We start from the raw sequence: 18,684 nt of genomic DNA on the forward strand, positions 1-18,684 counted from the left end.
TTTGGTGCATAATGTAGAGCATGGGCCGGTTAAGGAGCCTGCTGGCGATGCCTAGTCGGTCGGTTCGGCCGGGACATCTGGTTCTTCGGCGGCACTCTTCAGTGCGCGCAGTGTGCGGTCCATGTCCTTGACCATTCGGGGTCCGCGCAACCAGCCCAGCGCCCGCCAATAGATACGCATCGCGGTGGTGTCGTCGAGTTCGAATTCTTCGGAGACTAACGTTCCACCGCCATCAGCGGGTTCGAACGTGTACCGCCATGTCAGGCCGATTGTGTCTTTGGGTGCGATCGGGAGTCCCATCGGCCGTGACCGCACCTTAAATGCAAACACACGCCCAGGCTCACACTCGGTGATCATGCACGAGGTCCAGTAGATCGGCCCCTTTTCATTGCGCTTGACCCGGCCGCGGAACTTCACTCCCGGACCGGGACCTGTTGCACCGTCGAGCCATTCAGCCGCGGTGGTTTCCGGGCTGAATCGGCCGATCTGCGTGACGTCACTGACCAAAGACCACACATCTGCCGGTGCCACGCCAATTCGAATCGACGTCGAGCCACCCATGCAGTGATGATTTCTGGTGGCCGGCCAGTCGACGTTGTCCGAAGTCATGCATGAAGAATGGTGGCCGTGTGCCGCCGGCACAATGCCTGACGCTGCCATCTGCTGCCACTCGCCTTGATGCAAGGACCGCCACACCCAGACCGGCCAGCGCCCTGGTCTTGTCGCGGGGGCCGTGGGCATGAACAATTCCGGCCGCGATCTCGTTCCAGTTGCAACCCACGGTGGTCGAAGATAGGGCGATGAGCGTGCGGCTTCCGCGACGGCGACAACTGGCTATCTGGCCTGGGTTGTCTCGGCCATCGTTACTCTTGGCTGTTTTCTTCGTCCCGCAGATACAGCACACCCTGGGCCGCACAGTCCGTAATTGTCGGCGTGCTTCACGCCGCGAATGAATCCCGATAGCGTCGTCAATAGGGCGCTGCTCGCTAGCCGTCGCGAATCCTGCGGAGCGCTAACGTTGAGGGCACGATTGAATGACTGGCGGAAGGAAACGCAGTTTGCGGGATGCGTGGGGCTTGCACTTTGACCTCGACGCGGGATATCTGGATACGGCCAGCATCGGGGTACCGCCGACATCTGTCGCCGAGGCGCTAAGTGGCGCGGTGAACCGGTGGCGCCGCGGCCGGGATGCGCCCCAGGATTTCGACGCTGCTATCGCACAAGCTCGGGCCGGATTCGCTGACCTGATCGAAGTGCCTGTATCGCGGGTGGCTATTGGTGCAGCGGTGTCCGCCCTCGTCGGTCTGTTGGCCGCCTCGATCCCAGACCGATCGCGAGTATTGATCGCTAGCGGCGAATTCACCAGCCTGAGTTGGCCATTCGCTGCTCAAGCCGATCGTGGAGTGGTTATTGCGGAGGTCAGTCGCGACCGGCTCGCCGACCGCGCGCACGAGCACGACCTGGTGGCGGTCAGTGCGGTCGCTTCCGCCGATGGGGCATTGGTGGACCTCGCCGCACTCGCCGAAGCAACCGCAGGAACCAACACGCGGGTGCTTATCGATGTCACCCAGGCCGCAGGTTGGCTGCCGCTTTCCTTGGGATGGGCCGATGCCGTGGTTGGGGCCTCCTATAAATGGCTACTGGCGCCCAGGGGTGCGGCCTGGCTGGCGCTCAGCGACTCTTGGCGTGATGAGGTCATCCCCCATCACGCATGTTGGATGGGTGGCAAGGACCCATGGGCCAGCATTTACGGTTTGCCCTGGACCCCAGCGGCCGACGCGCGCGCCTTAGACGAATCTCCAGCCTGGTGGGCGCATCTGGGGGCGGCCGAGGCATTCCGCGCCACCGCCGGGTTGAACAAGGCGGACATTCACACCCACGTCACCGCGCTAGCCGACAAGTTGCGTGCGGCCCTGGACATGGCGCCTGCACACTCGGCTATCGTCGCCGTCCGTCACAGCGGCGCAGCCCAGGCCTTGGCCCACGCCGGGATCCGAGCCGCCAACCGCGATGGCGCAACGCGGCTTTCGTTTCACCTCTACAACACCGACAACGACCTCGACCGCGCGACCGAGGCACTCAGCCGCCTCCACAAGAAACACCCCCCGCGGACATCGCTGCCGGGGTCGGCGCCCAACAGGAATGAGCGGCCATGACCAGTCGATACGGTGACTCCACCCGTAGCGTCAAAGCCGTGAGTTCGCCGACAATGCCGGGCCAGCCGGTCGTGGCGCCGCCCGTCCTTGCGTCGACCTATCACCTATCGACCGACGAAACAGCGAACCTGGACACCTACGGCCGCAATTCCAATCCGACCTGGCGCCACCTGGAATCGGCGCTGGCGCAACTGGAAGGCGCAGCCGACGCCTTGGTGTTCGGCTCCGGCATGGCGGCCATCACCACCGCGCTGCGCGTCTTGGCCAAACCCGGATCGGTGTTGGTGGTACCGGCCGATGGCTACTACCAAGTGCGGCGCTATGCAGCCGAACACCTTGTGCCCGTCGGCATAACGGTCATCGAGGCAGGCACCTCGCAAATCTGTGAGACCGCCGAAAGGGCCGACGTCGTGCTAGCTGAGACGCCCACCAACCCCGGACTGGATGTCGTCGATCTCCACCGGCTGGCGACGGTATGCCGCAGTAATGGCGCACGCTTGATCGTGGACAACACCACCGCCACACCGCTGGGCCAACAGCCACTGGCGCTGGGCGCTGATTTGGTGGTGGCCAGCGCGACAAAATCCTTATCGGGTCATAGTGACGTGTTGGCCGGATACGTCGCCGGCAATCAACCCGAGTTGATCGCCGCGCTCGAGCGCGAACGGGTGCACAGCGGCGCCATCCTCGGCCCATTCGAGGCCTGGTTGGTCCTGCGCAGCCTGGGCAGCGCAGGACTGCGCTTCGAACGCCAATGCCTCAACGCCCAACGGCTCGCGACGATGCTGCGTGATCATCCTGCGGTACGGAAGGTGCGCTACCCAGGCCTGGTCGACGACCCGGCATACCCGGTAGCCGCAGCACAGATGCACCGATTCGGCGGCATAGTCTCCGTTGAACTGAGCGACGCCACAGCAGTCCACGCACTGGTCCAGCGCAGCGAGTTGTTGATCGCATCCACTAGCTTCGGCGGCATCCACACCTCAGTGGATCGCCGTGCAAAATGGGGCGACCACGTCCCTGACGGATTCGCGCGCATCGCCTTGGGCATCGAGGACGCCGACGACCTGCTCGCCGACATCCAACACGCCCTCGTGCCAACTCAATGACCCACGAATAGCCCCGGACAGTGCTGCGGGAATACCGCCAGCATGCGGGGGAGCGCTCAGCCGAGGTCGGCATGCTGGGTGGGCCCAGGCCTTGACCACCTGAGGCTTGTAGCAGCGCGGGAACCCCGCGGTGTGCACTGGCACAGCCGACGGCTTCTCTCTCGCTACTACGCGCCGTAGTATCGCGTTCTGCGTGGCGAGACGTCAACCGCCGGCATGCAGCCGACACAAGCCCGCACCGCAGGGCCTGTGGGACGAAAGTCTTGCAACGCAGCCGAAAGGCGACGGGAGGAGCGGTGACCAGCAAGAGGTCAGGCGATGATTCATCTGGTGCAATATGCAGTGCTTAGCCTGACATAATGTCGCTTATCGGCACAACGGCTACCAGGCAATGAGACCAAGGGCGCTCGCGAACGAGATTCAGATAGACAATCCGTCGCATGCCTACGATTGCCCCGACGCCGTCCCGCGCCGCGAGCCGTCGCTTGTCCGGCCTTCATGTCATGCAACCACGCGGCTGCGTCCGACTGGGTAAGCCGGCTGAGCGCCGACCATGGAATGCAAGCGCCCGGATCTGACGGTCCGCCGCTGGCGGCCCCGGTCCACGGCCCCCGATCCTCTCACCCAGTTGGATAATCCAATACGTCACGGTGACGAATTGGCATGGCCCGCTGGGCTATTGGCAATTGCATCTATGGACACAATCTGCCGGTGTGAGCTCATGAAGCTCGGCGAAATCCGGGTTGAACCTTCGCCCCGGCCGGACAGCTCAACGGACCAGACAAGCCCTCGTTGCACCTCCAACGCGATACGTGGCTCGAGTCCGCTGGCGACGCGTACAGTCCCGACCGGACCCAGGCCCGCCGCGGAGCGCTAAAGTCGGCACGGTTCCGAGATCAGCTTGTTAGCCAGCGGCACAACATATTTCGTCACCGTGACGCTTTTCCCGACGAGCGGGGCCCCCCTACTACGACCGAATCAACGAGTGCCCCATCGGCATCGTGGCCGTCGTGGCCGACGCCACCGTGACATCGCGTATCCGAACGCTCCCCAGTGAGTCAGTTGCTGAGTCAGTCCCGTCGTAGAGCACCCCGGTTCCTGGAACGCGCGCTTAACGTGCTGAAGCCGTCGGCGATCGTTGCAGCCAGCTCCAGGAACGCATGTCGGGTTTGTCGGCTGAGCAGGTCGAAATTGATTTCTGAACCTTCGGCTAGATGGTCGTCGAACGGGATGATGTGCAACGCGCGCACGCGCGGGACGAAGTGGCTGGCCAACAGGTCGACATCCAGCCCCGTGGGTCCGGGCCGCGATGCGCTGAGAACCACGGTCGTCTGCGCCGCCAAATGCCCATAGCCGTTTTGCTCGAGCCAGTCGAGCGTTGCCAACGCGCTGCGCGCCGAGTCGATAGCGGGCGAAGCCACGACCACGATCACATCCGCTTCGTCGAGCACGGCACTCATAGCCGAGTGCACCAGCCCGGTGCCGCAGTCGGTCAAGATGATGTTGTAGAACCTGCGCAGTACGCTTAGCACGCCGCGGTAATCGTTGTCGGAGAAGGCTTCTGAGGTGACCGGATCGCGCTCTGAAGCCAAGAGCTCCAGCCTGCTCGACCCCTGCGAGGTGTGTCGGCGAATATCCGAATAGCGCACGATGTTCTCGTCGAGGAGCACGTCGCGCACGGTTGAGCGCGTCTCGTTGGGCCCACGTTGCGACAGGGTGCCGAAGTCCGGATTGGCATCTACCGCGATCACCCGGTCCCCACGCACGGTGGCCAGAGTGGCACCCAACCCGATGGCCGTGGTCGTCTTGCCGACCCCGCCTTTCTGGGACAGAACCGCGATGCTGAAGGCCCCCCGCACGGGCTGGTTGACCCGGTCCAGGGTGGCCCGCTGGCGGGCCTGCTCAGCCGATTCACCCGGGTTGATGCCGGTGACCTGATGCAGCTTCTTGCGCCATCCAGCGCGTGGCACCGGGCGGGTCCGGCTGAGCCCCAGTTCGGCGTTGCTGGGCATACGCGCGCGAGGCAGCTCAGGCGGGTTAGCTGACGCAGTGCTGGTAAACGGCGTCGATGCCCGCCCGGTTTGTGGAGCCGGCCAAGGCGGGGTCTGGTCTCCGGCCGAGCGGCCGTTGCCGTCGCGAACGAACTTGTCGGGATGGATCATGGTGACTTTCCGGTCGTTGAGTGAACAGTGAGCAGACCGAGCACCTGCTGCAGTGCCGCTTGCATGTCGGAAAGTTCGATGCGCATCAACGAGGTTTCGTCGAGGTCTTCGATGCTGGCGCCGTGACATTCGGACAGTCGGTATTCGCGTTCGTCCTCGGCGGCCTCGATGACGTTGCGCACGAACCGCGCGTTGCCGACCAGGTCAATGCCGCGCCGAAGTCGGCCGGAGGCGTCGGCGGCCTGACGTTGATGCAGGGCGCGGCAGGCGACAACCAGTTCTTCGTAGGCTTGCGGGGCCAACTCGGAGTCGCGCGATCGTGCGATCGCCCGCCCGATGGCTCCCAGCTCGTCGGGACTGTAGGTGCTGAAGCGGATGCGTTTGGTGAACCGCGACGCCAGACCCTCATTGGACGCCAGAAACTGGTCGATTTCATCGTCGTAACCGGCGATGATCACAACCAGCCGGTCGCGGTCGTTTTCCATTCGGGCCAGCAGGGTGTCGACAGCTTCGCGACCGAAGGCGTCACCGCCCGCCAGCCCGGTTTGAATGAGCGAGTAGGCCTCGTCAATGAACAACACACCGTCCATCGCGGAATCGATGGTCGCGGTGGTCTTGATGGCTGTGCTTCCCAGGTGCTGGCCGACGAAATCATGGCGCGCCGCTTCCACGATGGTCGCGGTCTTCAGTAGGCCCAGCCCGCAGTACGTTTGCGCGACGACGCGCGCAACGGTGGTCTTGCCGGTGCCCGGCGGCCCGGTGAACACCAGGTGCAGGCTGCGTGCGGCGGTGCTAAGGCCTTTGTCACCTCGCACTTTCGCCAGCATCGCCGCCGACTTGAGTTTGGCGACTTGCAGTTTGACCTCCGATAAGCCGATCTGCCGATCTAGTTGCTGCTGAGCTTCGCGCAGGTAGTCATGGCCGGGTTCGGTGTTGGCGGAACGGCTGGGGTCGGCGGTGGACGGATCCCACCGGTTGGCCCGCGAGTCGATCTCTTCGCTGGTCGTGACGACGAGCCGGTATTTCGGGTCTGTCAGGGCGGAAGCGTTCGCCTCGAAAGTTGGCTCCTCGCTGTAGATTCGCTCGAAGATGATGCGGGCTTCGTGTTCGTTCCCCATCTCGCGCAGCGTCAATCCCTTGCAGAACTCCGCAGCCCGCCGCGCCGCCGGAATCGGCCCATCGATGGCCTGCTCCAGCCGCCGGATCCCTTCGCCGAACAGACCGAGCTGCGCGCACGCCGAGCCGACCATCAAGTGGGCACCGGCCGCCAGGTACTCATCGGTGAAGGCGGCCGAGTCCTTCAGTGCGGTCAGGACGTCGGGCCAGCGTTGAGTGGTGAAGTGCAGCACGCCGCGGATGTAGGCACAGATCGGTTCCGAACCGGGTTCCCCGCCGGGCAGCGCCGCGTGCATCGTTCCCAGCCCGTCGAGCACCCGCTCGGCCTCGTCGTACTCCCGGGAGCTGATCATGCTGGCCGCGTAGGCAAGCCATATCTCGGTCAGGGTGCTCAGTGGATAGTCCAAGAACAGGCCGGTTTGGAATCGGGCCCGCATTGTGCGCGGTGGCAGTCCCAGCCGGCGCTGTTCACGGCCCAACGAGATGGTGCTGCTCCGGTAAAGGTGATAGATCACTTCGGCGGTAACCTCGCCGGCGACCGCACGTCCTAACCAGGCATCGCACATGTCGGGGTCGCATTCGGTCGCCCGCTTGAAAGCCAGCGCCGCATAGCGCAAGTCGCGTTGGGTCTCGAGGCCCTCGATCGGGATGCCGAGCGAAAGCACGCCCGCATCAAACGCCCGCTGCGCATCGCTGGTGCCACTCATCGGCGCTGTCGTGTCTCCTCACTGCGCGTCGGGCTCATGCGGAGAAGGCTCGCTCTTGCGATCTGTGCAGTCAAACACCAAGTGGTAACTTACTTTTCACGTTCCGTTTAATGACCATGGGAACGTGACCGGCCCCGCCAGTGTACTAAATTCAAAGGGGTACCACGCCACCGCGATGTACGGACAGCGGTGTCGTATCAGTTTCCGGGGGGAGGCTTGAGCGTGGCGCAGCAGCCAGTGCGCTCGCTGAGCGGCACGATATGCGTTCGTACCAATGAACGCGGCCTGCCGGTTGCTCTGCACCTCGACGCGGTCGAACTGAACAAGCCGCCCGAACGACTCGCGGCCGAGATCTTGGCGTTGTGTCGGTTGTCGGCGGCGCGGGCCCAGGTCGCGCGGCGGCGAACATTGGCCGAAATGGGTTTCGGCGCAACAGCGATCCGCGAATTGCACCTGGCCAGCGAAAGTGACCTTGCCCGTGCCGAGCAGGACACCTTCGGCGATACGGAGACGCCTACGGCCGCACGGCGGAGTTCGCTGTGAGCGGGTTGGCCGAAGCAGTCATGGCGAGGCTCGCAGAGCAGCGTGATTTGGTTGCGGCCGTCGACGAACAGATTAAATCGATGTCGGTGCGGGTGACCAGCCGTGACCATAACGTCAGGGTGCGAGTCGACGGATATGGTGCGATGACCGATCTGTGGCTTGGCCCGAGCGCGCACCGGCTTGGGCCCAGTGTGTTGGCCGCGCTCATCGTCGAAACCGCACGCGTCGCGGAGGCTTTGGTGACCGAGCGGTGCAACTACCTGGCGTCCGAGTTGGGCGCTCGTCTAGCACAGCTGCAGCAACAGAAAGTGTCGGATTGATGGGACTTTCCTTTGTGTTGCACCAGAGTTCAAGTTTGCTGACTACCGGAGCCGTTACCGTTTCGTTATATTGCCCTTTGTCCCCTGCCGCACGTGACCACATCAACCGGGAAAGTACCGACACATGAGTGACGTTTTTTCCGCGGCACCCGCCGGTATGGCGGAATTTTCTGCGGTGTCCCAGGCGGCGTCTGAGATGATTACCGCCGCTGGATCGTCCGATTCCGCGGCGATGCTGTCGGCCGTGGCTGCAGCGCTCGGACCGATCGGCGCGACGTACCTCGCGGCGTACGGGCCCGCGCAGGCAAGGAATTTGGCCGCCACGTTGCTCGTCGGCGCGGTACATGCCGGCGTCGGGGCGGCCACCGACGCGTCCAGGGCCGCCATTGTCGGCGCCGACGGCGGGTAGCCAAGCGCCGATGGTCACGTCTTCGTCGCCAACTGATCCGGCGGGCCGGTTCGGGCCGCAGCTCCTGGACTCCGATACGGCAGCGGTTATCGACGCGCAAGAGCAGAATTTGCAGCAGTACTTGAATTTGCCAGTCGATCAAATTCTCGCGCGCCTGGGTTTTCCCTCCTTTGCTGACCCGACCGGTATTGGTGGGACGACACCGTTTGGCGGGGAACCGACGAGCGTGGCGCCGATGGGCCAACAAGCCCCAGCTGCGCCGATCACCCCGATGGATCCGAGCGCGCTGATCCAACCCGTGACGTCGGCGCTGGGAACTTTGGGCAGCGGCGCTTTTCAGGGCTTGGATCCCACCCAGATGCTGGGCGGAATCACCAACGCCTTTCAGTCGACCGGCGGGCCTCTGCAGCAGGCGCTCGGGTCGCTCGGCGGGATATGGCAAGGCGTTTCGAGCGGCGCTGCCGTCGACAAGACCACCGCCGCGATCGCCAACGGCAAGCAGGTCGCAGCGCAAGCCGATGCGCTGCGCAGCAGCTTGACCACCGCGACGGCCGACGTCGCGCAGGCGCGATCGCGGCTGATCGAGATCATCAGCGAATTTGAATCCACCTTGGCCGCAATCGGACCCAACATCGTTTTCCCTTGGGGGTGGGCGGCCGCTATTGCCGCGGCCAACCATGCGATTACGTCGACAGCCGAGGTGATGACCCAACTTCAGGCTTCGTTGAGCGCCGAGGCCGCCAAGGTGACCGCCGTCGGAGCGCCGGTCACCGTGACGGCTGCCCCGCAAGTCGCTGCGGCCGGATCCGCCGGGACAGCCGCAGCGGGAACGGCGGCCGCGGCCGGCTCGGCCGGTAGCGGGACCAGCGGACTGGCGTCGTCATTGATGTCTGCAGCCCCGCAGGCGCTATCGTACGGGGCCAGCTCGCTGAGCCAGGGTCTGCAATCGGTGATGCAGGCGGGCAACGCGGCACGCGGCCCGGGGAGTCTGGCTACCGCTCCGCTGACTGACGCCGCGGCCACCGCGATACATGGAAGCGCCAGGGGCGCAGCGGGCGCCGCCGGTCATGTAGCGGGAGGCGCCGGCGGCGCGGCCACTGCGGCGGCGCGGTCGATCCCCACATCGGCGATGGTGCAGCCACCCAGCGGTACCGCTGCTGTCGAGACAGCAGGAGCGCGGCCCGCGTCGGCAGTGGGGGCGCCCGGCGCGGGCGTGATGGGCGGCGGCAACCCGATGGCGCCCGGTGGGGCGCGACTCGGTGCTGGGAGCAGCCATACCTCACCGTCGTTTTTGCACACCACGGACCAAGGCGGCGAGATCGTCGGGGACCTGGGAACCGCCGCGCCCGCCGTTATCGGACAATCCGACCCCAATGAGCCACCCGACGTGGCATTGCGAATCTAGGGGCCGCGGCCGTCGAACTGTCGAAACTGCCGATGCACTGGGGAGGAGAACGAAGTGAGTGATAATGCAACCCTGTCGATTCGGCCCTCGGAGGTGGCCGAAGTTAGCAGCCAACTCGCGACGCTGGCTGATCGGATCGAGCGGGTGATCGCCGACGAGACGGCCAACCTGACCGTGACCGCATCGGGTCGCGACGAGGTATCCGAGCGTGTCGCAGCCACTCTCAACGATGTATACCGGTCGTTTGCGGCCGCCGCCGGCCAGGGTGCCGGCCAGTTGCACGACGTAGGTGCGACCCTACGCGCGCAGTCGGGCAGCATCGCGACCTTCGATGGGGACGCGATCACCTAGCCGACTTCGCCCGGGGGAATTGGACGCGCTATTCGGGAAAGGGAGGTCCGGGCGTGGGTTTCACGGATGTGGTGTGGCAATCGCGCAGCACAGAGCAGCTTGCCCGCGACCTCACCGACGGCCCAGGACCGGCTCCGGTGGGCGAAGCCGGCGCCTCATGGGAGCGGGTGGCCAGAGAACTCGCCGGTGTGTCAACCGATTTCGACAAGCTGGTCGACCGGCTGCGTGACGCGTGGACCAGCCAGGCCTCTACCGCGGCGGTAGGGCGCCTAGAGGAATTCGGACGGTGGCTGCAAGCACTGGCCCTCAGCGCCGCCACCAACGGCCAGCGCGCCGAAAAAGCCGCCATGGCCACCACCGAAGCTTGGCTGGCGATGCCCAGCGTCCCCGAAGCGCTACAGGCCAAAGCCACGCACGACATGATGGCCTCATTGGCCGCCTACAGCGGTGCGGTACTCACCGGTCGGTTCGCCGAACTCGACGAGGCGGCGACCACAAGCCACGCCGACGCCGCCGCAGTGATGGCTCACTACGAAGACGCGGTCTCGGATCTGGCCCAACCGTGGGATCAGGCCTCCCCGCCGCAGGTCTCGCGCAACGGCCCGGCACCGGCCGAGCACGCCCAGGATCGGTCGTCCGGGGCCGGCGGGCGTGGTTCGCCAACCACCGTTTCGGCCCCGCCGCTGGCGCCGATGCTGGCCACCGGCATCGCGCCGACCGCCCAGCCAAAGCCTCTACACCAAAACGGGTTTGCTGCAACGGGCGCCGCCGGCACCGGAGGCACCGCGGCAGGCGCCGGCTATGGGCCCATGGCCGCACTCGGAAGAGCCGACCAGAATCGCGAGTACGAGTCGAGTCAGGCGGGCGAGCCACTCGACGGCGCCGGCGAACCCGGTGCGGGCCTGGGCTACTCGGAGCAGCCCTGGTGGCAGGCCGGCGCATCGAACGAGTCGCAGTTGGCCTCCAGCGTCAGCTGGGTGCCCGATACCTCGGTGTTCGACCAACTGGCGGTCCCAGAGGGACCACCACCTGACACGGTGGCCGACGAGCCGGTGACAGCGCGCATGTTCGATGGCGGCGCGTCCACCCCCGTGATTGGCGTTGACCGAGAGCTACGCCTGTGATCGCCTCGCTGCGCGCGCATCTGGAACTCAGCGATGACGAGCTGATGGTGCTGGCCTCGCGTGCGGGCGTTCAGACGTTGCCCGTAGTGCTCGGTGTGCGGCCTCGCCACGGCACCGCATCCGAGTTGGCAGCGGCGACGCAGGCCGCTACCGCCGCACTCATTGACCGGGAACTACTTTTCGATGATGCGGTGGCGGACGAATTGGTCGGCCCGCTGTGGGCGCTGGAACGGCCCGATCGGGAGCTGGCGATGCGCTTGGTCACCCCGGAGGGCACCGCGCGCGTGACAGTGGTGCGTCGGGGGAAGCTGTGGGCATGGGCGCGGCGCGTGGGCAACGTCGTCGCCTTGCATCTGGGTACGGGCAGGCCGGTGCTGACCGAGGCGATCAAGCCACTGCTGCACCACTTGCCCGCCGCTCCCCCAGCCGACGTCGCCGCGTTCGGCGCTCCGCTGCACGCGGTCAGCGACGCCCTGACCGGCACCCATGACCCGGCCCGGTTGGCCGACCAACTGGCCGCGATAGGCGCGCCGGCGCGCACCGCGATGATGTTCGGCTCCGCACTGGGTTCGCGGCTCGCCTTCGCCGAGATCGTCTGTTACGCACTGAGCTTTGAGGCGGACCGGCTGCTGCGCGGTCCTGCCCCCGTTGGCGTCTTCTGCACCAGGCGTGGCCGCATAGTGGCCGCACCCAGTGTCTCACCAAGTGGCCAGTTGTGGACCACGCTCAAGGGTGGTTCCGACAACGCAATCAAGCAGGCGCTCAGCCAGCTTGTCGAAATTTCGGCTGAGAGGTGGGAGGAGGACTGACAGCAGCAGACAAGCGCCGCAGCATTGCCGCAAGACAGGACAGACATCTCAGAGATCTCAGGAGAGAGCTATGACCACCAGCCTTACGCCGCAGGAGGCCGAGGCCAAGATCGCCCAAGTCGACCAGGCGATGCAGAATGCCAGGGCCTTGGCCAACAACATCCTCGACCGCACCCAAACCATGACCGCCAGTTCCTGGCTGGGTCACAAGGCACAGAGTTTCGGCAACACCATGCAAAACCACCACGAGGACTTCACCGCGGTGATCAACGCCTTGAACCAGGTCGCCGAAACGGGCAAGACCAACATGCGCACCTTCGCCAACCTCGACGCCGAGTAGCAAGCTCTAAACGAAAGGACTTGAGCATGGACACGATTCGCTACGACTACGGCTCCAACTACGACCACTTGGACGCCATTCAATCCAACCTCAACGACGCGCAAGCGTTGCGCGAAGAAGTAGAGAAGGTCTTCAGCGTGCTGTCCACGGTGTATGAAGGCCAAGCCGCCGACGCGCTGCAACAAAAGCATCAGCAGGTTTCGGCGCTGATGGACAACGTGATCAACGACATCACCGCAACCCGCGCTGGCGGTGCCCAGCAGCAGGAAGACACGCGGGCGCTCGACGCGCACCTGGCCGGCAACTTCTGAGCAATCGGCCCACCCGATGTGCCGGGCCCCGTGCAACGCGCGGGCCCGGCACACCCGCGGTGAAATGTCGGAGGGGCAGCGACGGTTCGCTTTTGACGGTTGGGTTTACTTGGCGGGGATGATGGTCCCGCCGTTCATGCCGGTGTCGAACTGGTATTCCCATTGGCCCACATCGATTCCGTACCGGGAATACAGCTGTTTGGTTATCTCCGCTTGCGCACTGAGGTTGCTGACCTGGATGGTCGGGTTGCCGTTGTCGTCGTGGCGGTATGGCGCGAAGGCTGGATCGTTGACGATCGACGGATCCTTCGTCACGAGACCATTGACGATGCTTTGCACGGTGGTGTTGGTGTCGAGTTGATTGGCGGCGTGCTCATTAGGGATGGCATTGCTCGGGTTTTGCACTGCGTTTTGATTGATGATCCCGATGACGTCAGGCTTGATTCCGGGACCGGCGACGTCGATCAGGCTCTTGATCACCGGCCCCGCTTCGGGGATGTAATTCAGCACTGCGCCGGCGGCTTTGTACGCCGAGTCGTAGCTGGCACCGTTGACGGCGGCTTGCCACTGAGCCTTGTAGACATCGCCCTGGTTGAGGGCGGTTTCGGCCGACTGGGTGCCGACTTCTAGTGCGTGCTGCATCTGGCCTGCGGTCTGAGCGTAGGTGTAGGGTGCGTGGCCGCTGCCGTATGCGGTCGCCAGAGCGTTTTCCTGCCCGAAGGTGGCGATGGCGGCATTCACCCCGGCGGTGGGGTTGGTGGCCAGCACCGAGTACATGTTGGCCAGCTGACTGGAGTTGGCGAAATGGCTGACGCCCGGTATCGACTCGGAACCGGCGAATGTGCTGTAGTACGGGGCCAGGTCGCTGGCCAGGTTGACGATCAAGTCCGGGTTCCGCTGCCCGACAGCGGTTCCGGGATCGCCGGACAGATGCAGCAGTTCGTTGGAGTGGTTCGACATGTACTGGGCCACGGTTTGGGCGATCTGGCCGGACTCTGCCGCGCGCACTTCCGATGGGCGGTCGCCGGGGACGGCCACCGCGTCCTGGGAGCTGATATTGAACAGCTGCGAGACCGTCTTACCGTGATCGCTCCATTGATGGTTGAACACGTCCGACAACAGGGTCTGACCGTTGGACCCGGTCAGCTCCGCGGAAACAGCCGCTTTGTCATCGGCGACGGCGGCAAACATTTGTTCGGTCATCGGCGCGTTGGGCTCTTGGCCGCGCCCGTCGACGAAATACAAGGCTTGCTTGTCATTTTCGGCGGCGACCTGACCGCGCAGATACTGTTGCGCCGCGTTGAGGACGCCCTTGTCCAGACCGCTCCCGTGTTTGAGTCCGGGGCTGGCCATGGCCGCAATGGCCGCGTTGGCTTGGTTCGCCCCGACGCCGTTGAGGTTGATGGTGTTATAGCCGTAACCACCAACGAGGGAGAATCCTTCGGTCATCAAGTCGCCACGGTTGAGTGCGTCGTACATCTGATGCGGCAGCAGATTCGTAGCACCGTGGGCGGGGATCGTGCTGTCGCCGGTGACGCTGGCGCTGACGCTGTTGGTGGACAGCAGTTGCAGCGCGTTAGCGACGCCTTGTCGCGCCTCGGCCGGCATCTCGTTGAGGATGGTCTCGATCTGTTGCGGCGACTTGCCGTCCAAGGAGCGGGCCAGCGCGTTGATGTATTGCATCTGCGAGGCCGGGATGTCCACTGTGGCACCGGATTGCAGCGCGGTCAGTTGCGCCGGAGTGAGAAGTCCCGCTGCGGTGAGCCGCTGAATCTCGTCGGCGCTGAGATGCCTGGGATCGTTGAGCAGCTGGTTACCGTCGCTTGCGCCTTGGTCGTTACCGAGGGTGGCGGGCTGGATGAACGCCACCTGCAGATCCAGGCGCGCGGCGTTGAGCGCGTCTTTGACTTGGGTGTCGGCCTCTTCGGTGGCGTCGGCGGCGCTGGTGATCTGGATCTGCCACTGTTCCTGAGCGGCCAGGTCGGCACTGGTGGTGAGGTCGGCTTTGGAGACCACCAAGTTCTCCGAGACGGTGAAGCCGGCCTGTTGAGCGCCCGCGATCGCGTTGCGCGCCCGCTGCAATGGCGCATCGATCTGGTGGAAGCCGTCGGTCGCGATCTTCGCGACCCGATCGAGATGATCGACCACGCGGGCGGCGGCTTGTCGATCGGATTCCGCACGGGTCATCGCGGCGTCCGCGGCCACCCCCTGCCAGTGGCCGCCGTTGACATTGGCGACCGCGGATTTGTATCGGTCGAACAGGCTGTCGATCTTTGTGCCCATCGCCGTCCAGGCTTCGCCAATCGCGGTCAGCGTCGCCGGATTCCACGCCTCGATCTGGGTTTTGGTCAGGCTCACTTGGCCACCGCGGGAACACTCCAGTCACCGGTGGCATTGGTGTAGGTGGTCATCACGGTGTTCTCGCTGACGTTGCTGTTGTCCGCCTTGCGATATTGATTGGCCACGTCGACCATGATCTTCCCGGTCTCCGACAGTCGCTGCTTGACGGCGCCGACGAGGACGGAATCGATCAGGTCGTGAGCGATGCTGGAGGCTTCGGTGACCGCGGGTTCCATGCCCCCCGGTACCGACAGGTACGGGCCCGCTGCGGGCCCCGTGCGCAAAGCCCCGGCCTCGTTGGCCAGTCCCTGCAATACCGGCCCGAGTCCGGCCAGTCGATCCAGGTCGACGAGCAGCGTCATCGCACTCCCCCATTTAGCCCTGTGACGCGCGCAGATTACTCGCGGTCAACGATTTGAGTGACCCCGTTACTGCCGGTTAATTCTATGCCGGGTCCGGCCGGCCGGACGCGCGCCGCTGCATTGTTCGCCGAGAATTCGAATTGCCGCAGGGCGGCGTTGTCCGCGGACAGCTGCTCCGGTTATATGTTGCAGCACAAAAGGGTTCGAACACGTGTCGCGAAGCACGGTCCGCGGCCGCCGCCGGACACGCCTGGTGCACTAGGGGCGGGATCGGTGCACCCGCGGGAAGGTCTGCGCCACCGCACCGGCCAACTGCAGGTAGGCCTCGAACGTGGCGGGTTTGAGCAACTCGACGTCGATGTCGGCGCCCTCGGCCAAATGCGGGTCGAACGGGATCAGGTGGATGGATCGACACCGGGATGCGAAGTGCTCGTAGACCTTGTCGAGCTTCAGAGCGGCTGATCCCGGTCGTGATGCGGAGAGCACTACGTGCGCGTCGCGCACCAGCGCCGAATGCCCGTGTTGCATCAACCAATCGAGCGTCGCCGAGGCGCTGCGGGCGGCGTCGATGGCCGGCGAACTGACCAGCACGATGCAGTGGGCCAGGTCCAGTACGCCTGCCATCGCCGAATGCATGATGCCGGTGCCGCAGTCGGTGAGGATGATGTTGTAGTAGTTGCGCAGGATGTCGATGGTGTGCCGGTAGTCGGCTTCGCCGAACACCTCCGACACCGCAGGTTCTTGCTCGCTGGCCAGCACCTCGAGTCGGCTGCCCGCCATTCGGGTATGACCCCTGACGTCGGCGTAGCGAGTTATGTTGGGATCGTTCAGCAGATCGCGCACCGAGGAGTTGGTCGAGGCGTCGCGGACCCGCTCGGCCAGAGTGCCGCGGTCGGGGTTGGCGTCGACGGCGATGACACGGTCCTGGCGCATCAGCGCCAGCGCCGATCCGAGCCCCAGCGTGGTGGTGGTTTTGCCGACGCCGCCCTTGATCGATAGCACCGCGATGCGGCAGTCGCCAATGATGGGCTGGCGGATCAAGGCCAACAGATCTTGACGTTCGCGCTCTTTGCGGGACTGGCCGGGGTTGATGCGTCCGCCGGTGGCCCGGTGCACCAGTCGACGCCAGCCAGATTGCGGCGCGCTGCGATCACGGTTGACGATCTCGGCCTCGTCCAGTGGTACCGGCATCCGGGCGGCCTGCGGCATGGCGGCCTGGCCTGGCGCGGGGTGGTGCGGTGCAACGGCGTGGTCTTCGGGGGCTGACCAGCCCGGTGGGGCTGACCAGCCCGGTGGGGGTGGCCAGCCGGGGGGCAGCAGAGGTGGCGGCGGCGGCAACGGCGGCAGCGGCCAAGACGGCGGAGGCAGGGGCGGCCCGGCACGCCAATCCTCTTGTTGCGGTGGCGGTTCGCCGTACCTTTCCGGTGTTGTTCTGTTAACCGGCTGTTCCCCGAATGGAGGTGTTGGGGCCGCCTGGTGTTGCCTGAATCGCTGGCCTGTGTCCCTCGGCGTGATCATCGACGCGTTGGCCAGCTGCCAGGGCGGCAACGGGAGGCGAGGCTGCGCTGACGTGGCGACACCGGACTGCGGCCGGTGCTGCGCGGCGCTCGGCGAATCACCTGTGCCGCGTCCAGCGATTTCGTCGGGCTCACCGATCGATGGATCCTCGTGCGGCAGCATCGTTTTGTCCCCCCGCGATCCGGCGCTCAGTTCGGTTCCGATGGTACGTGCCGTGTCGGGCGCGTGCTCGTGTCGGTCAGCGGGAGCGTCGTCGGGCGGCAGCCAGTGCCGCGGCGGCACCCATCACCGCCAGGCTGGCCGCGGTGACACCGAACACGACGGTACGCGCGTGCTCCTTGCGCGAATCCGGTTGAGCGCCACGACCGATCGATGCAGCGCGCTCAGATCCGGTTCCGGTTTGCCAGGGTGGCAGCTGATAGGTCAGCGCGGCCACCGGGTCGACCACCCCGTACCCGGTGGCGGGGTTGGGTCCGTCGCCCGGCGTGTGCGCGGTGCGCTTGACCAATTCCATTACCTGCTGGGCTGTCAATTGCGGGAAGCGTGATCTGATCAGCGCGACGACACCCGACACAAGCGGAGCGGCGAAGCTTGTGCCGTTCAGCGGCATCAGGCCGCGTTGGCCCAGTTCGGCATCGACAAGGCCCGGGCCGTTGGCGTCTAATGAGGTGATGTTCTCCCCGGGTGCGGCGACGGCCAGCCAGGGGCCGTGCAGGCTGAAATCGGCCGGCAACGCCGAGGTGGTCACCGCGCCGACGGCCAGTACGTAGTCGCTGAACCAGGCCGGCGTGGCAATGGTTTGTACCGTGTCCCAGCCCTGCGTCATCGGCTGGTTCGGGTCGTTCTGCGAATTCTGGCTGGCGCAACGGCTCTGAGCGGAGACGTTGCCGGCCGCGGCCACCACCACCACGTTGCGGTCGAATGCGTAGCGAACCGCGCGACCCAGTCCGGCATCATCTAATCCGGTGCCGACGGCCGCGCAGGCGGCTTCGGAAATGTTGATAACGGTGGCGCCCAGATCGACCGCTCGGGTGACGGCCAGCGCAAGTGTCGCGGTGTCGCCGTAGCCCGTCGACGTGGCATTGGGATCGTTCGCGTTGTTGGCGCCGCCGACCGGCCCATAAACGCTGCTGTTCTGGCGGATCGACAGGATCGCAGCGTCGGGGGCCACACCCGCAAAGCTGTCGTCGCTGTCGGGGGCGGCGGCGATCAGTCCGGCGACCAAGGTGCCGTGCGCGTCGCAGTCGGCCAACCCGTCGGTGGTGGAGACGTAGTCGCCCCCACCTTCGAGCGCGTGCAGCCGCGGGTGGCGGTTCACCCCGGTGTCGATGACCGCCACCTTCTGACCCGCCCCGCGCGAGAATCGCCACGCCGAGCGGTAGTTGAGCATTGCGTCGGCACTGGTCTGCTTGCGGAAGTCGGTGCCCGCCAACACCCCGGTGGGCACGCCGCAGAGTGCTTTGAGCTCGCTCGGCTGCGGCGGAAGCGGTGGCCCCGCCGGTGGTGGGCCGGGCTCCACCACCGGGGGCCTGACGGCGCTGGCCGGCGCGGGGACACCGATGCCGGCGCCCGCGACCAGGACGGCGGCGCACATCCGCGCCG

17 protein-coding genes and 1 pseudogene are annotated in these 18,684 nt (G+C 65.5%); 11 read left to right on the forward strand and 7 right to left on the reverse strand.

Translation table 11 applies throughout. The features are described from left to right. Window positions 1–51: 51 nt before the first annotated feature. Window positions 52–561, reverse strand: a complete 510-nt coding sequence (locus A9X04_RS27275; RefSeq protein WP_067927685.1) for an SRPBCC family protein — start codon at window positions 559–561, stop codon at window positions 52–54. Between the two features lie 497 nt (window positions 562–1,058). Between A9X04_RS27275 and A9X04_RS27280 the strand changes: the two genes are divergently transcribed. Continuing rightward, window positions 1,059–2,156 (forward strand): aminotransferase class V-fold PLP-dependent enzyme, encoded by a 1,098-nt coding sequence (locus A9X04_RS27280; protein WP_082975291.1) that lies wholly within the window; start codon window positions 1,059–1,061, stop codon window positions 2,154–2,156. Continuing rightward, entirely contained in the window at window positions 2,153–3,265 is a 1,113-nt protein-coding gene (locus A9X04_RS27285) for a cystathionine gamma-lyase (RefSeq protein ID WP_067927694.1), read from the forward strand. The genes A9X04_RS27280 and A9X04_RS27285 overlap by 4 nt, the downstream gene beginning before the upstream one ends. 1,070 nt (window positions 3,266–4,335) lie before the next feature. Here the strand turns inward: A9X04_RS27285 and A9X04_RS27290 are convergent. Together A9X04_RS27290 and eccA are read right to left on the reverse strand one after the other, a co-directional pair. Further along, window positions 4,336–5,427 (reverse strand): MinD/ParA family protein, encoded by a 1,092-nt coding sequence (locus A9X04_RS27290; RefSeq protein ID WP_369829027.1) that lies wholly within the window; start codon window positions 5,425–5,427, stop codon window positions 4,336–4,338. Continuing rightward, window positions 5,424–7,250 (reverse strand): type VII secretion AAA-ATPase EccA, encoded by a 1,827-nt coding sequence (gene eccA, locus A9X04_RS27295; protein WP_067927699.1) that lies wholly within the window; start codon window positions 7,248–7,250, stop codon window positions 5,424–5,426. Before eccA ends, A9X04_RS27290 begins: the two co-directional genes overlap by 4 nt. 222 nt (window positions 7,251–7,472) lie before the next feature. On the opposite strand from eccA, the gene A9X04_RS27300 reads away from it, so the two are divergent. From A9X04_RS27300 to A9X04_RS27340, 9 genes are all read left to right on the forward strand, one after another. After that, a complete protein-coding gene (locus tag A9X04_RS27300) occupies window positions 7,473–7,793 on the forward strand; it encodes a hypothetical protein (protein ID WP_231985836.1) in 321 nt (106 codons plus the stop codon). Further along, window positions 7,790–8,113: a YbaB/EbfC family nucleoid-associated protein gene (locus A9X04_RS27305; RefSeq protein WP_067927705.1), complete on the forward strand. Its 324-nt coding sequence runs from the start codon at window positions 7,790–7,792 to the stop codon at window positions 8,111–8,113. Before A9X04_RS27300 ends, A9X04_RS27305 begins: the two co-directional genes overlap by 4 nt. A 244-nt stretch (window positions 8,114–8,357) precedes the next feature. Continuing rightward, window positions 8,358–8,522, forward strand: a complete 165-nt coding sequence (locus tag A9X04_RS31800) for a hypothetical protein (protein ID WP_231985832.1) — start codon at window positions 8,358–8,360, stop codon at window positions 8,520–8,522. Beyond that, on the forward strand, window positions 8,500–9,927 hold the full coding sequence (locus tag A9X04_RS27315) for a hypothetical protein (protein ID WP_156764561.1): 1,428 nt from the start codon (window positions 8,500–8,502) through the stop codon (window positions 9,925–9,927). The genes A9X04_RS31800 and A9X04_RS27315 overlap by 23 nt, the downstream gene beginning before the upstream one ends. Window positions 9,928–9,981: 54 nt before the next feature. Beyond that, complete coding sequence (locus A9X04_RS27320) at window positions 9,982–10,278, forward strand: PE domain-containing protein (RefSeq protein WP_067927713.1); 297 nt, start codon at window positions 9,982–9,984, stop codon at window positions 10,276–10,278. Window positions 10,279–10,331: 53 nt separating this feature from the next. Next, entirely contained in the window at window positions 10,332–11,402 is a 1,071-nt protein-coding gene (locus A9X04_RS27325; RefSeq protein WP_067927715.1) for a PPE domain-containing protein, read from the forward strand. Beyond that, window positions 11,399–12,211, forward strand: a complete 813-nt coding sequence (locus tag A9X04_RS27330; RefSeq protein WP_067927721.1) for an ESX secretion-associated protein EspG — start codon at window positions 11,399–11,401, stop codon at window positions 12,209–12,211. Before A9X04_RS27325 ends, A9X04_RS27330 begins: the two co-directional genes overlap by 4 nt. 70 nt (window positions 12,212–12,281) lie before the next feature. After that, entirely contained in the window at window positions 12,282–12,551 is a 270-nt protein-coding gene (locus A9X04_RS27335) for a WXG100 family type VII secretion target (RefSeq protein WP_067927723.1), read from the forward strand. Window positions 12,552–12,577: 26 nt separating this feature from the next. Then, window positions 12,578–12,862, forward strand: coding sequence for a hypothetical protein (locus A9X04_RS27340; RefSeq protein WP_067927725.1), 285 nt, complete (start codon window positions 12,578–12,580; stop codon window positions 12,860–12,862). A gap of 105 nt (window positions 12,863–12,967) precedes the next feature. Here A9X04_RS27340 and A9X04_RS27345 read toward each other — a convergent pair whose 3' ends face one another. From A9X04_RS27345 to mycP, 4 genes and pseudogenes are all read right to left on the reverse strand, one after another. Then, complete coding sequence (locus tag A9X04_RS27345) at window positions 12,968–15,220, reverse strand: hypothetical protein (RefSeq protein ID WP_067927727.1); 2,253 nt, start codon at window positions 15,218–15,220, stop codon at window positions 12,968–12,970. Next, window positions 15,217–15,564 (reverse strand): hypothetical protein, encoded by a 348-nt coding sequence (locus A9X04_RS27350; protein ID WP_067927734.1) that lies wholly within the window; start codon window positions 15,562–15,564, stop codon window positions 15,217–15,219. The genes A9X04_RS27345 and A9X04_RS27350 overlap by 4 nt, the downstream gene beginning before the upstream one ends. A gap of 258 nt (window positions 15,565–15,822) precedes the next feature. Further along, a pseudogene (locus A9X04_RS27355) lies at window positions 15,823–17,238 on the reverse strand (MinD/ParA family protein); the annotation flags it as partial. Between the two features lie 82 nt (window positions 17,239–17,320). Then, window positions 17,321–18,676, reverse strand: coding sequence for a type VII secretion-associated serine protease mycosin (gene mycP, locus A9X04_RS27360; protein ID WP_067927735.1), 1,356 nt, complete (start codon window positions 18,674–18,676; stop codon window positions 17,321–17,323). Window positions 18,677–18,684 lie beyond the last annotated feature (8 nt).

Origin of the sequence: Mycobacterium sp. E3247 (assembly GCF_001667785.1) — a bacterium.
GTDB lineage: Bacteria > Actinomycetota > Actinomycetes > Mycobacteriales > Mycobacteriaceae > Mycobacterium.